Source organism: Anoxybacillus sp. PDR2, from assembly GCF_009834045.1.
Lineage (GTDB): Bacteria > Bacillota > Bacilli > Bacillales > Anoxybacillaceae > Anoxybacteroides > Anoxybacteroides rupiense.
Map to the genome: position 1 here is coordinate 2308365 of NZ_CP047158.1, position 13760 is coordinate 2322124.

At 43.1% G+C, this 13760-nt stretch carries 16 protein-coding genes, 1 pseudogene and 1 CRISPR repeat array; of the genes and pseudogenes, 4 read left to right on the forward strand and 13 right to left on the reverse strand.

Features of this window, described 5'->3' with window-relative positions; translation table 11 throughout:
• Positions 1–6: 6 nt before the first annotated feature.
• Both GRQ40_RS11025 and GRQ40_RS11030 read right to left on the reverse strand, forming a co-directional pair.
• The gene (locus GRQ40_RS11025) at positions 7–531 is read right to left on the reverse strand and encodes a phosphatase PAP2 family protein (RefSeq protein ID WP_159719988.1); all 525 of its coding nucleotides are present in this window, start codon (positions 529–531) and stop codon (positions 7–9) included.
• Positions 532–730: 199 nt separating this feature from the next.
• Entirely contained in the window at positions 731–889 is a 159-nt protein-coding gene (locus GRQ40_RS11030; protein WP_156450550.1) for a hypothetical protein, read from the reverse strand.
• A 398-nt stretch (positions 890–1287) separates the two neighbouring features.
• Here GRQ40_RS11030 and yhfH point away from each other — a divergent pair, with 398 nt between their 5' ends.
• Together yhfH and GRQ40_RS18780 are read left to right on the forward strand one after the other, a co-directional pair.
• Positions 1288–1407, forward strand: coding sequence for a protein YhfH (yhfH, locus tag GRQ40_RS11035; protein WP_159719989.1), 120 nt, complete (start codon positions 1288–1290; stop codon positions 1405–1407).
• Between the two features lie 57 nt (positions 1408–1464).
• On the forward strand, positions 1465–1596 hold the full coding sequence (locus tag GRQ40_RS18780; RefSeq protein WP_255357516.1) for a hypothetical protein: 132 nt from the start codon (positions 1465–1467) through the stop codon (positions 1594–1596).
• Positions 1597–2205: 609 nt separating this feature from the next.
• On the opposite strand, the gene GRQ40_RS19035 is transcribed toward GRQ40_RS18780, so the two are convergent.
• The 7 genes and pseudogenes from GRQ40_RS19035 to GRQ40_RS11070 form a co-directional block, all read right to left on the reverse strand.
• Positions 2206–2376 (reverse strand): IS3 family transposase, encoded by a 171-nt coding sequence (locus tag GRQ40_RS19035; RefSeq protein WP_369815609.1) that lies wholly within the window; start codon positions 2374–2376, stop codon positions 2206–2208.
• A gap of 58 nt (positions 2377–2434) precedes the next feature.
• Positions 2435–2776: a DDE-type integrase/transposase/recombinase gene (locus GRQ40_RS11045; RefSeq protein WP_255458410.1), complete on the reverse strand. Its 342-nt coding sequence runs from the start codon at positions 2774–2776 to the stop codon at positions 2435–2437.
• Positions 2763–2885, reverse strand: coding sequence for an IS3 family transposase (locus GRQ40_RS19040; protein WP_159719990.1), 123 nt, complete (start codon positions 2883–2885; stop codon positions 2763–2765). The genes GRQ40_RS11045 and GRQ40_RS19040 overlap by 14 nt, the downstream gene beginning before the upstream one ends.
• A 21-nt stretch (positions 2886–2906) precedes the next feature.
• Positions 2907–3038 (reverse strand): helix-turn-helix domain-containing protein, encoded by a 132-nt coding sequence (locus GRQ40_RS11055; protein WP_159719991.1) that lies wholly within the window; start codon positions 3036–3038, stop codon positions 2907–2909.
• Positions 3039–3075: 37 nt separating this feature from the next.
• Positions 3076–3342: a helix-turn-helix domain-containing protein gene (locus tag GRQ40_RS11060; protein ID WP_312856935.1), complete on the reverse strand. Its 267-nt coding sequence runs from the start codon at positions 3340–3342 to the stop codon at positions 3076–3078.
• A gap of 304 nt (positions 3343–3646) precedes the next feature.
• Positions 3647–5374: a DNA-binding protein gene (locus GRQ40_RS11065; protein ID WP_159719992.1), complete on the reverse strand. Its 1728-nt coding sequence runs from the start codon at positions 5372–5374 to the stop codon at positions 3647–3649.
• 309 nt (positions 5375–5683) lie between these two features.
• Positions 5684–5979, reverse strand: a pseudogene (locus GRQ40_RS11070) (transposase); the annotation flags it as partial.
• Between the two features lie 358 nt (positions 5980–6337).
• On the opposite strand from GRQ40_RS11070, the gene GRQ40_RS11075 reads away from it, so the two are divergent.
• Together GRQ40_RS11075 and GRQ40_RS11080 are read left to right on the forward strand one after the other, a co-directional pair.
• The gene (locus tag GRQ40_RS11075; RefSeq protein WP_139788144.1) at positions 6338–6745 is read left to right on the forward strand and encodes a type VII toxin-antitoxin system MntA family adenylyltransferase antitoxin; all 408 of its coding nucleotides are present in this window, start codon (positions 6338–6340) and stop codon (positions 6743–6745) included.
• Positions 6735–7145, forward strand: coding sequence for a type VII toxin-antitoxin system HepT family RNase toxin (locus tag GRQ40_RS11080; protein WP_066150379.1), 411 nt, complete (start codon positions 6735–6737; stop codon positions 7143–7145). The genes GRQ40_RS11075 and GRQ40_RS11080 overlap by 11 nt, the downstream gene beginning before the upstream one ends.
• A 243-nt stretch (positions 7146–7388) precedes the next feature.
• A CRISPR array of direct repeats spans positions 7389–8613; the repeat unit is 30 nt; unit sequence GTTTCAATCCCTCATAGTTAAGATAAAAAC.
• A 589-nt stretch (positions 8614–9202) separates the two neighbouring features.
• Here GRQ40_RS11080 and GRQ40_RS11085 read toward each other — a convergent pair.
• From GRQ40_RS11085 to iolD, 4 genes are all read right to left on the reverse strand, one after another.
• Entirely contained in the window at positions 9203–9991 is a 789-nt protein-coding gene (locus GRQ40_RS11085) for a 5-deoxy-glucuronate isomerase (RefSeq protein ID WP_159719993.1), read from the reverse strand.
• 16 nt (positions 9992–10007) lie between these two features.
• A complete protein-coding gene (locus GRQ40_RS11090) occupies positions 10008–10844 on the reverse strand; it encodes a class II fructose-bisphosphate aldolase (protein WP_159719994.1) in 837 nt (278 codons plus the stop codon).
• A gap of 13 nt (positions 10845–10857) precedes the next feature.
• The gene (gene iolE, locus GRQ40_RS11095; protein WP_159719995.1) at positions 10858–11754 is read right to left on the reverse strand and encodes a myo-inosose-2 dehydratase; all 897 of its coding nucleotides are present in this window, start codon (positions 11752–11754) and stop codon (positions 10858–10860) included.
• 76 nt (positions 11755–11830) lie between these two features.
• On the reverse strand, positions 11831–13750 hold the full coding sequence (gene iolD, locus GRQ40_RS11100; protein WP_159719996.1) for a 3D-(3,5/4)-trihydroxycyclohexane-1,2-dione acylhydrolase (decyclizing): 1920 nt from the start codon (positions 13748–13750) through the stop codon (positions 11831–11833).
• Between the last annotated feature and the right edge of the window lie 10 nt (positions 13751–13760).

The window sequence follows — 13760 nt, forward strand, 5'->3', positions numbered from 1 at the left end:
CAGCATTTAAAGAAGCAAGTAAAAAGCAAACGCACCGGCAGCTGTTCCAAGCAAACAGCCAGCCAAAACATCAGAAGGATAATGAAGCCCTAAATAAATTCGAGAAATGGCCACACTGAAAGCAATCGGTAAAAGACCAAACGACAAAACAGGCAATGCGAAAACAAATGGAATGACGATCGCAAATACAGCTGTTGTATGCCCAGAAGGGAATGAATGATCTTTTAACGGACCATATACCTTTGCTTCCGATAAAACAACGTATGGCCGCGGCCGCGGATAGAGGCGCTTCATCACAGCAACAGGGATGTGACTGGCGGCTAAAGCACACGCGCTGGCAACCGCCGTCATGCGCCACTCCTGCTCAAAGAAAATCATCGCCAGCAGCACAGCGGCAATCGAAAAAGTGGCGCCGCCAACATGTGTAACCAATCGAAAATAAATATTGAGCCATTGGCAGTCAAAATAACGATTAATGGTTCGGAACATGCGACATTCCAACGTGTAAGCCTGCTGTAAAAGCTTTGTCATCGCGCGTCAAACTCCTTTTTAAAGAAAGTGCTACATCTTCAGATTAAAACAGAAATGTTGAGGGAATGCGAATAAATTGTAAATTTTTTTCTGAGCCGATGGTTCCCTCGCTTCACCTAACCATGATCATTTGAACCCCCTTTTTCAATCGTTCGATGAAAAAAGCGGCTAAAAGAAAATAGCCGCCTTTTCCGTTTGTTTATTGATTATCCTCTGACTGCTCTGTATTTTCGTCCGTTTCTTCTGTCTGATTCGTTCCATTATCTGGTTGATCCTCTTCATTGTTGCATGCTCCCAATAGCATAATGGTTAATAATGATGCCCCCACTTTGAGTAATAACGCTTGCTTTGCTTTCATCGCCATTCCCCCCATGGTTTTATAGACCCTATATATCTGGGCCTCTTCGATACCATTATAAGGTTTTTTATTCCAATAATGTTTAAATTTACAGTAAATATAAACAAAAATAACAAGCCTTACACTCTTTTTACAAACATTCAACACGGCAAAAAAATGCGGAAAACGGATCGTGTCTGCTAAGGCTTGAGACTGGACAGCAAATATGTGGACTTTCTTTTGTTTTACGAGTAACAAAGCTTCAGGGGATTTGTCCTTCAAAACTTCATGCATCTCTTTGTTTTGAAGATCAAGATGGCAAAAAATTTTTAAATTAATTATATAACAGATATTGATTTTTGATATCTGTTATAATACAATATAATCAACAAATTGAAAACAGGAAGGGAGCTACCAGCATGTTAACATTCCATCCGTTACCGCCAAAGCAATGCCAAGAATGCAGGGAAGAAATTGTAGAACAGCGCGAATCCTATTTATATGAATGCGAAAAATGCATGAGCCAACAGGAAGAATAACAGAGCCGCTATCTCTAAACAACAGCAAACAAACGACAAAAAGGGGGACAGCATCAGATGGAAATGTATGAACAAGCTTATCTACGATATTTGGAAAAATGCGAGGAGTTTGGAATTCAAGCGATTGATCCAATTGAATTTATTCATAATTTAACACCTGAGCAAATTCAAATGATGCTGAGTCAATGAATGAAACGGAGCGAAAAAATGAAGAAAAATCCCGCTGTAAGCTTGTCATCCCCTGTTCATTCCGCCAATAGAGTTGAACAGGGGATTTTGCCATTCCTTCGAAGTAAAAAAATCATATAATCGCGCAAAAAAGAGGGAGTTGACAGAACCAATCGAACCCCTCATGATCGAACTGTTCAGTGAATCAGCCTTCTTATCTATCATTTATCTGCTTGGGCCAACCGCAGCAAGATGTGTCCAGCATGATCTCGCCTTTCTCAGTGCTGAAAGAAAAATCATAAGATCATTATGAAAATCTAAACTCAACTGCGAAAGCTTCTCAATGCCCCCGATAACAGATTGACTTTTCATTCCCCATCTCCCCAAAAGAAAATAAACATCCCAATCCATCAACTATTTCAAAACAAACTGGAAGCAAAGAGTTTGATTCTTTGTAGGTCAGATCAAACGCACTCTCTTTGATAAACTTTATTAAACCATCTTCCTTATAAAAAAATAAAAAGAGCAACCGTGTATTGAAGTGACCCCTGTCAAGTAGACAGGAATAAAAAAGCACATTTAAGCAGCCTGAGTCCGATATTCATAAGGACTCAGGTTGTGTAATTTCTTTTAGAAACGATGGTGGTTATAAAAACGAATATATTTGTGTACGACATCCTTCACTTCTTCGAACGTGCGGAAAGCGTACAGATGGAAACACTCGGCCTTGAAATGGTGGAAGAAGTTTTCTATGCAGGCATTGTCTAAACCGTTTCCTTTTCTGGACATACTGGCCTTTATATTGTATCTTTTTAATAGGTTGTTGTATTGATGGGATGTATACCGGAACCCCTGATCACTATGGAGGAGGAGTCCATTTACATTCCGTTTTTTTTATGGCCTTTTTTAGCGTGTCGATGACCAGTTTGATGTCATTTCTTTGACTGATATGGTAGGCCACGATTTCATTGTTGTATAGATCTTTAATGGCGGACAAATAGAGCTTTGGCCCATTAAAAATTAAATAGGTCATATCCGTCACCCAATTCTCGTTTGGCTTTGACGCATGGAAATCTCGGTTTAGATGGTTGTCCGAAATCACATAAGGCTCTTTCTTTCCGTAATAAGGCCGTTTCTTCCGAATCACCGTCCGGATTCCCATCTCCCTCATCAGCCTTTGTACTCGTTTATGGTTGGATATCCCGTTTGTGTTTCCGTTTCAGCCAAACTTGGACTCTCCGATACCCATAGATTCCTTTCACTTCTTCATGGCACTCTTGGATTTTTTCCTTTAGCTGCTCGTCTTCCAAGTGCTTCTGAGAAGGGCGTTCCTATCGTTTTACCCACTTGTAATATCCGCTTCGAGACACGCCTGCTATTTCACATAATAGTTGAATCGAACCGTAACACTCGGCCATTTCTTGAATGATCGCGAACTTCTTGTGAGCTGTTACTACTTCCATTCCCCCTTTCACATCTTTAAGAGCTTTTTTAGCATTTCTACTTCCGTCTCAAGACGTTTGATTTTCGTTTCAGGATCTTCTGGCGAGTTCTCGGTCTTCCTTTATTTCGTCCTTTCGCTTTGCCCCGGGTTTCCTCCAGACCTTGTATTCCTTCCTGTTCATAGCGTTTCACCCATCGACGTACCATGGAAGGACTAATCCCCCATTCTTTCGCCACCGTTTTGTATCCCATGCTCTCTTCTAAATATAAATCCACGGCTTTCTTTTTAAACTTTGCATCATATGTTTTTCGTATTTTCCCCATAGAAAAATCCCCTCCATAGTAGACAGATTAATTGGCTTTCTTTTTTCTGTCTACTATAAGGGGATCATATCAACCATCAGGACGGCCTCGGCGATTAAAAAGCTTGTTGGAAAAAGGAGGTTTTTAAACGGTTTAAGCCTTCGATCTGCCGAAAAAAAGAATGCCCGCAAACACTTTTCTGTCAATGAATTTTTCGGTTTTTTCAAAGTGCCATCCTTTTTGTTGCCCACGGGCGGATATAAAAGGTGCCGTCCAGCTTGGGCAATCCAAACGGACAAGCACCTGTGAGAAATTTGCGGTTTTTCTATCTTGCGCTGGAAGCCCCTGTCAATCCTTCAATCGTCAAGTCTTCGATCGTGGCCGTTTCATTATCCAACACTTGTGCCCTTGCTTTAATGCGGTCGCCTTTTTCTAAGAAAATAGCCAGCGGAAACTTGCTCGCATTGACAATATAAATGGTGGTGTCATTTTCCAGTAAGAAATAGACAACCTGCCCTTTTTCAGAAGAAGTGACAGAAACGCGGCTGACTACTCCTTCCACCGGCTCGGTTACCGTTTCTTCCGTCGCGCCGATATTTCCCGGATCTTGCATCAGCGCCATGCGGTAGGCGTCCAATGTTTCCTTCGCCGTATCGCCAAAAACGGCAAAATCGGAATCATTCGCTTTAATATAGGCATATTGTTTCAACAAACCATTCGGATCAAGCACATTGACGATCCACGTTGGATGGCCGTCGACATTATAAAGAACAGGCATGGAACCTTCCCATTTTTTCTCTGGAAATTCTTTATTGACAATTTGTTTTGCCCCTTCACTATCCATGATCCCGTTGTTTTTTTCACCGTTATAGTAAACAAGTTCGCCCGTTCGCGCATCAATCAATGTATACCCTAAAGCCGAATCAATGTTTTCTTTAGGTGATGTCATATCTGTAAAATAAAGCATTTCCCCTTTGTTGTTGAAAATCGGCGTCACTTCTGATTCGGTGCCCGATTTATTCGGAATTTTGACATCTTTTTTCCCAAACACGCTATTCAGCCAGCCGTGGACATACTTCCCAAAATAATGGTTTTCCATCGTCGCCATCTCGGAACTAACTGAGCCTTCAATAAATTCCGGCGCTTTCTCCGTATCGTACATTTCCATTTTCCCTGTTTCCGGGTCGATGACAACCACCTTGATTTCATCAAAATCCGGCCGGTTTGTAAAATGAAGCGGCCGGTATACTGTTTGAACATACCATGGTTTCCCATTATCGTCGACTTCGATTTGCGCCTCCCCGCTTTGAATATAGTGCGGATATTCATTGTAAATGACCCGCTGAATATAGCGGTGTAAATAGCTGGAATTCGTATATTTCATCGGACTTTCATGAAACTGTGGCTGCCCGCTCACATCTGTCGCGGAAATCGTGAAATATCCGGCTGTTTCTTGCCCTCTTAAAAATTTCCAAAATCCCGCAAACTCGACCGGAGCCACATAAACGACTTCTCCATTCACTTTTTGCACCTGCAATTTTCCTAAATCAAAAAATTGCGTGTTGGGAACGACGCTCATCGCTTTTTGAATTTTATTTCTAGCAAACTCCGGAGCGACCGCAATCGGCGTCTCTTCCTTCGAAAGCGGTTCAGCCTCGTCTTTTTCTTGGTAGGTGATGGTTTCGTGGGCCGTCCCCAATGCGGTAAAGCCTAACACAAACGTCACCAGCAGCCCAACCAACCCCAAGCCAAAAAGAAACATAATGGGAGTGGCCACGCGCGCTTCAAATTTTTGATCGGGACGGACCGCATAGAGCAGCAGCGGCAAGAGCACGCCGGCCGTCATTAAATTCGCCAGCAGCATGTTCGGAACCGTAATCGTCGGCATCAGAAAATAAAAAATAACGGCCGTGATTACATAACCGCCCACAAAAAGAATAGCCCCCAGTTTCAACGTCCGTACCTTTTTCACAGAAGAAAACAGGACAACGAATAATAACCCCGCCGCATAAAAAGCCATAGCGGCCGCTGTCGCAATCAAAGTCCCATTCATGATGCCCCTCCTTTTATGTATCGCTACTTGTTTTATACGTACGAACAAAAGAAAAGTTTCACATTTTTTACCGACAAGTCCCCACCTTTCATTATTGTCTGCTCTCTCCTTTATTTCCAACCGCCACGCTAGGAAAACAAAAATAAAACTTTTTTGCTCAAGCACATGCTTGAACCGAACGACAGCAACTTTTTACCCGCATATTTGCTGGACTTTCAACCTTCCCATCCCTTTGTCAGCATCGAGGGCGCCGCATGCCTAGACGCCATCCTTCTTATAGCGATATGGGCGTTGCGATTGAAACAAAAAAGGGTGATTCTCTCGTTTCGCGCTGCGTTCGACACGATGGAGCACCCATTGCCGGAGTTGGCGAAGCAATGTTTCTTCATCCCACGGACTTTTCGTGAAAAAATGGCTCAGTGTCGTGCGGTGATTCGGATGAAAACTCTCATGATGAAGATCGGTCAACGTTCCTGAACAACCTTTCGTGATCATCGCATCTACCATGTGAACGAGATGCTTCAGAACCGTTTCGAGAAATAAAGCGCTAACCCCAACGTCGTGAAAAACTTGTGAATTCCTTGATGATGCGCTAGTCTATTCATGAGACATAAACCTCCTTGTGAATGGTTTGGTGGCACATCTATTCTAATCAAGGAATCGGGTTCATGTCTCCTTTTTTGTTTGGTTGTCAATTTATGTTAGCGAATTTGCTCATCTACAGTTCATTATATAAGAAAACAAGAGAAGAGGGTATGAATGATTGTTCCCAAACTTAAAGGGGGATTGCAAAACAAGGGAAGATGATAAAACACCGGACTAAGGGGCTTCACTTTTAAGCCAGAAACTTGAGGAGAATTTTTCGTTAAACTATCGTTTTACGCAAAGTTTGAGGCAGGAAATAAAAAGTAATATAATGAAAGAAAATGACCCGGATTGCGACGAAGAAAAGGAGGGACGGTATTGACGGAACAGATCGAGCCAATCATTATTGAAGTGTTGATCGAAACAGTGTCCCCATATTTGATTTATTTGTTTGGATCAACGGTTACAGGACATGTTCATCAAGACAGCGACATTGATATCGCTTTTCTCAGCGACCAAAAACAATTGGATCATTATGAACGATTTATGGTTGCGCAAGAATTGGCATCCAGGCTGCACCGGGACGTCGATCTTGTGGACCTCAAACAAGCAAGCACCGTGTTTCAGGCGCAAGTGGTCAGCAATGGCAAAGTCATCTATTGTACAAATGAACAGAAAAAAGCCGAATATGAATGGAGAGCCTTGAAGATGTACGCAAAATTGAATGAAGAACGCACGGAAATCTTGCGAAACATTAATGAAAGCGGGTCGGTTTATGAAAAATGATGTCATTTTAAATAAAATTAGCGTGATCGAGCGGTGCATAAAGCGCATTCACGAAGAATATGAGAACAACCCGAAAAATTTAGAAAACTACACGAAGCAAGACTCTATGATCTTAAATCTCCAACGAGCATGTGAAGCAAGCATCGGCCTGGCGATGCACATGGTCGCACAGAAAAAGCTAGGCCTCCCCCAAAACAGTCGAGACGCTTTTTCTCTTTTAGAACAGCACGGCATCATCACTCCTTTTCTTTCACAAAAAATGAAAGCGATGGTCGGATTTAGAAACATCGCTGTTCACGACTACCAGGAGATTAATTTGACCATTTTGCAAAAAATACTTGATCACCATCTAACCGACTTTACCGAGTTCACGAAAGCGATTCTTTTTTATGAACAGTGAAGCGGGCGGTGCAGATGCGCGCCGTCCAAGCATGTTATTTAAGCAAAGACATAATTCAAGATAGGGACAAATCATTATTCCATCGCGCTCAATTTGCCGTCTGCTCTTCCCTCAGCACTTCCAGTACGACCTTCGTCTTACATCCTGCTGTATATCGATTCCGCTTCTCCATGTCCTCAGTATAACTTATTTATCGCCTCCTTGTGTTTCAGCTTATGGGTTCATTGTAAATCGACCAACTATGTTTCAATCCCTCATAGTTAAGATAAAAACGCGCGTTAAACGGAACACCTCTTAAAATCGGCTCTGCAAGTTTCAATCCCTCATAGTTAAGATAAAAACTCCGTTCTTAAATCCTTTTTCTCTCATGTATTTAAGTTTCAATCCCTCATAGTTAAGATAAAAACTCAACTGGCTGAAGACTACAACGGATGTTGGACTGTGTTTCAATCCCTCATAGTTAAGATAAAAACAGAAATGGTGGATTAGAACCTGGGGGGAGAGTCCGGTTTCAATCCCTCATAGTTAAGATAAAAACGCAAAAGATCGATTGCTACTCAAAGTATTGCTGGAAGAGTTTCAATCCCTCATAGTTAAGATAAAAACGGATATATCAACAAACTACTTTTTTGGTAGCGGTGGTTTCAATCCCTCATAGTTAAGATAAAAACGTCGATATCATCGCCAATATTTACAAGCTTTCCCTCGTTTCAATCCCTCATAGTTAAGATAAAAACTCATGGCAGCATGGAATAAAGGTTTCGAAGCAGGTGCGTTTCAATCCCTCATAGTTAAGATAAAAACTCTGAAAGTACTTGTTCGTGCCAAGGTGCTCGAAAGTTTCAATCCCTCATAGTTAAGATAAAAACGACTTTTTTTCAAAACCTATAAAGCGTCATCCCCCAGTTTCAATCCCTCATAGTTAAGATAAAAACCATTGCTGAACGTGAATGGGGCAGTGGTTGGATTGTGTTTCAATCCCTCATAGTTAAGATAAAAACAGCGGCCGAATTCCAAGCCACCTTTCATATCAAGAAGTTTCAATCCCTCATAGTTAAGATAAAAACTGTCGTTCCAACCATCATTCCTCCCTTCGTTCTTGAGTTTCAATCCCTCATAGTTAAGATAAAAACGAAAATGCTTATTCCGTCAATACAGTTGAAGATACCTAGTTTCAATCCCTCATAGTTAAGATAAAAACATGAACTTTGATTTTGATAGGGAAACAAAAGAATTGTTGTTTCAATCCCTCATAGTTAAGATAAAAACATTGTTCTTCTGTGAATTTTTCTTTGTGTGCAAGAGTTTCAATCCCTCATAGTTAAGATAAAAACGCGATCATGAAAGAAAATATTCAATGATAGCGGGGGTTTCAATCCCTCATAGTTAAGATAAAAACCTCATCGTCTGAGTTGGTTCCTTCACCGTTTGCAGCCGCGTTTCAATCCCTCATAGTTAAGATAAAAACCCCAAACATTATGATAAAATCAACATTTGGAAAATGGATACAATGTTATTATAAACTTATCTTAAAATTCGATCAATCGTTTCTTTTCCTTATGGCTGTAGGGTTTTTGATGACTGGCCATGTGTCGTCGATCCCCCGGGGTTTGTGCGCTATTGGAGGTCGACGACAAATCTTTTTTCATAGATTTAGTAAAAAATTGATTGTCTCGCAGCGGCGTTTTCCATTCGGTCTTTCTGAAATATCAGAGCCGTAGGCTGTTTTAAAAGCAGGGAAACGATAGAGTCTTTTGTTACTGATTCCTAAAACGATTCATTATATATGCTATTCCCTGCGGCCAATAGAAGCTTTTCGGATAATATGGAAGTAAACGAAGAAGTTCCATGAACAGAAAGGAAGATAATAGAATATAACAAAAAATCAACTTGCCTATAATTTTAAGAATTCCATATTTAAAGACTGCTTAAAATTGTAGTGAGAACGTTTAGATGCTTCTTCAGTAAAAGCGGTTCTATGATGTTCAAAGCATCGTAAATATAAAAGGCCTGCGAACGGTTCAAAACCTTCGCAGGCTTATTTGCTTTATGTTTGATCATTTTTTCGGCCAAATTTTGGCATGGGGATCAAGAAGCCATTTATGCTCTTCCTCTATGATCCGATCTGTCCAAGGATGATGGTCTAGGTGGCGAATCATCCAGCAGAAATACATGGCATAGCCTGGCGCGGTTGCCTGCGGGTGATCCATGCCTCCAGGAATCGTTATATAGCTGTTATGCTCGACACGATAGGCGTGTGGGCCGACCATCGCACACCCAAAGCCTGCCGGCCGGTCGAAGCGATAGTAATACACCTCCGGCTGATCATGATGATGGGGCGGATAGCTTGACCAGCGGCCCGGATACGAAATCACTTCACCGATGACCAAATTAGAATAAGGGGCATGATTGTAATCAAAAATGGTGCGGATCACACGCTCGGCCGTTCCGTTCCATACTCCCTCCCCCGCCACTATACTTTCGCAATCATCTGGGGTATATAATTTCGGTTCAAAGCTATTGGGATTATCCGTCTTTTGCACAAGCACTTCGCTCTTCGTCCGCGCTGTCACCTTGACCTCTATCCCCTTAGGAACGTGAAGGCACCAAGGAGATTCAGTAAATACGCTGTCGCGCTTGACCTCGCGAGAAAAGCCATTCCATTCCAAACGGACATCCCCTTCCAAAAGAAGAATGGCCGCTTCTTTTTCCTCATCAAAAAGCCGCTCCACTTTGCCAGCAGATAGCACATAAATCCCGATATCCTGTAGCATATCAGGATGCTTGCTTTTCATATCCGTAATCATGGTATATCCTTCTTTTAACTCTCCAAGTTTTTCATACATACGCCCAACAGACCTCCTATACACGTCCGACACTTTGAAACATTCGCATATGGCGCTTCACACTTTCAGCTGCTGCTTCAATCACACGTTCATGATAAGAAAAATAATCGCTAAAAGGGCGACCAGTGTTTACAGCATTTACAACGTTATGAAAGGTTGCCGTTGCCACATTAATCTTTCGGATTCCAAGATTAATACTTTTGCGAAAATCATCCTCAGAAATTCCCGAACCTCCATGAAGCACAAGCGGAATCTCGACCGCTTGATCAACTTCCTCTAGACGATCAAAGCGTAAACACGGGTCCCCTTTATACATTCCATGCGCATTGCCAATCGCTATGGCAAGTGCATCAATTCCGGTTTCCGCAACAAAACGCTTCGCTTCTTCTACAGAAGTAAGCAATATTTCAAGATCAACCGAACCGTCTTCACTTCCGCCTACTTGGCCGAGCTCCGCTTCTACAGTGGCCCCGTACCTTCGAGCAAGCGCCGTCATTTTCTTTGTCTCCGCGATATTTTTTTCGAGTTCATCATGAGAGCCATCATACATAATCGATGTAAAACCGATTTCCAGTGCTTCGCGGATCTTCTCTTCCGTTAAGCCATGATCAAAATGAACCGCTACCGGAATTTGGGCCGCTTTCGCCGCGGCTACCATCATCGGACCAATGATAGACAACGGAGAATGCTTCAGACGCACCTCGGCAATTTGCAAAATAAGTGGAGAACGAAGCTCTTCCGCTGCCCGAATGGCCCCAATGACCATTTCCATATTGGCAACACTAAAAGCCCCAACACCGTAATGATGTTCTTCGGCATGAGTTAAGATTTCTTTCATCCTGACTAATGTCATGGTCCCTCTCCTTTTATAAACCGCATGTTTCTCGAATGTACTGCCGGGCTTTTAACGCATACTCCAACGGGTTGGCGACAGATGGATCCTGCTCCGCCTCCACCACCAGCCATCCTTCATATCCGGCGGCAGCTAGTGCCGCAAACACCGGCTGAAAGTCGATCGCGCCATCTCCCGGTACCGTAAACACCCCCGCTTTGACCGCCTGCAAAAAACTCATTTTCCCTTCGCGAACTTTATGGACTATCTCCATTCGCACATCCTTTAAGTGAACATGGTGGATACGATGGATATACTTATTTAAAACATGTAAAGGATCTTCTCCAGAAAACACAAGATGCCCCGTATCATAAAGAAGCGAAACCTTTTTGGGATCTGTTTCCCCCATTAGACGGTCTATCTCTTCCGTTGTTTGGACACCTGTTCCCATGTGATGGTGATAGACGATTTTCATATTTTTCTCCGCTGCCAAGTCGCCAAGACGATGTAAACCGTCCACTAAACAACTCCATTCTTCTTCTGTAAACACCGGTTTGTTTTCAAATAGCGGCGCTTCCATTTGGCCTTGGATACTGTTCCCTTGTTCTGAAACAACGATGACCTTTGCGCCCAGCGCATATAAAAAATCACGATGGGCTTTAAACGCTTCTGCGGTTTCCTGAAATGGTTTAGAGGTTAAAAACGCGCTAAACCAAGCGCTTGCGATCCTTAGTCCCCTTAAATCCAGCGCTTTTTTTAATACTTCTATCTCACGCGGGTACTTATGGCCAACCTCACAACCGATAAAACCGGCAAGCGCCATCTCACTAATGCACTGTTCGAATGGAATATCACCGCCAAGCTCGGGCATATCGTCATTCGTCCAGCCGATCGGCGCAATAGCAAGCTTCACTTTGTTTTCGGTAAACATGTTCTCCTCCTGTTTTCCTCGAATCGTTCAAACGATATAACCACGATGTCGATTGTTCTATCTGAACATATATTGTTTAATACTTACGAGCTAATTGAAGATGGACTTCTTTCTTTCGGTAAGCCGCTTCGATGCCTTCTTTGCCCGATACTTCGGGCACACCGACATGCCACCAAGAGTCATATCCGTGCGTCATCGTCTTCGGCAACACTTTAATATCGATGAGCGTGCTGACCGTTTGCTTTTTCGCGTCCGCTATCGCTTCTTCCAGCTCCTCCATTGTGCGAACGGTGTAAGTTTTCAATCCGTATCCTTCTGCGACCTTTGCATAGTCGATCGTGATGATCGGGCCATCAAGTTGTCCTGTTTCGGCATTGCGTTTGCGAAATTCAGTAGCAAAACTGCCCATGCCATTTTCCATTTGGAGATTGTTAATACAACCGAACCCAGAATTATCAAATAAGACAATGTTTATTTTTTTTCCTTCTTGCAAACTCGTCACAAGCTCGGAATGAAGCATGAGGAAGCTGCCATCGCCCACCATTGCATACACTTCTTTATCCGGTTCAGCGAGCTTAACGCCAAATGCACCTGCAATTTCATAACCCATACAAGAATAACCGTATTCCATATGATACGTGTTGCGAGCTTTCGATACCCACATTCGCTGCAGGTCACCAGGCAAACTGCCTGAAGCGCCTACAATGATGGCATCATCATCAATCTGTTCGTTAATCCTTCCGATCACGCTCGTTTGCGTTAAGGCGGAGCCAAATGCTTCTTTATATTCAGGCAGTTTTTCATCGATATGCCCCGCAATTTCCGGTTTAAAATTCTCGCGATAAGCAACCGAATAAAGGCGGTTTAACTCATTCGCCCATTTTTGTTTCGCTTCAACGATTTCATTTTCATAGGCAGAAACATAGTTTCCTAGTGCCGCGCTGATGGCCTCAAGTCCAGCTTTGGCATCGGCAATGACTTTCACTGCATCTAATTTTGCGGCATGAAATTCGGAAACATTGATCGTGATGATATCTGCGTGGCTAAATAAATGTTTAGAAGCGGTTGTAAAGTCCGTAAAACGGGTACCGACTCCAATAATTAAATCCGCCTGCTTAGCAATGGTGTTGGCTGCTAAATTCCCTGTCACGCCTATGCCGCCAAGATTAAGCGGATGGCTACTCTCCACGCCGCTTTTTCCAGCTTGTGTTTCTGCAAATGGAATATGGAATTTTTCTGCAAACGCTACAAAAGCATCCGAGGCCTCTGAGTAGCGAACACCGCCACCTAATATGAGCAAAGGCCGTTTCTTGGAACGAATCAGCTTGACCGCGTCGTGAAGGCTTTCCATCGACGGCTGGCGGCGCTCCACCCGATGCACACGCTTGGCGAAAAAGCTTTCAGGAAAATCCCATGCTTCTCCTTGAACATCTTGAGGAAGCGCAATCGTGACAGCACCCGTGTCTGCAGGATCGGTTAATACGCGCATGGCGTTCAGCATCGCAGACATCAGCTGCTCTGGGCGGCAGACACGATCCCAACACTTGCTTACTGCGCGGAACGCGTCATTTGTAGATATCGATAAATCATGCGTTTGTTCAATTTGCTGCAAAACAGGATCCGGTTGGCGGGTGGCAAATACATCGCCAGGAAGCAACAGAACTGGGATATGGTTGGCTGTTGCTGTAGCAGCAGAAGTAACCATATTCGCCGCTCCGGGTCCCACAGACGAAGTGACTGCCATCATTTGCTTCCGATGCTTTTGCTTGGCAAATGCGATCGCCGCGTTGGCCATCCCTTGTTCATTCCGTCCCTGGTATACCTTCAATTCGCCAGGATTCTCTTCAAGAGCCTGGCCAAGCCCAAGCACATTCCCGTGGCCAAAAATCGTAAAAATGCCTTTTACAAATCGTTGCTGCTTTCCATCAAATTCGATATATTGGTTATTCAAAAATTTAACAAGCGCTTGTGCCGTTGTTAAACGAACGGTTCCCACTGTTCTAATC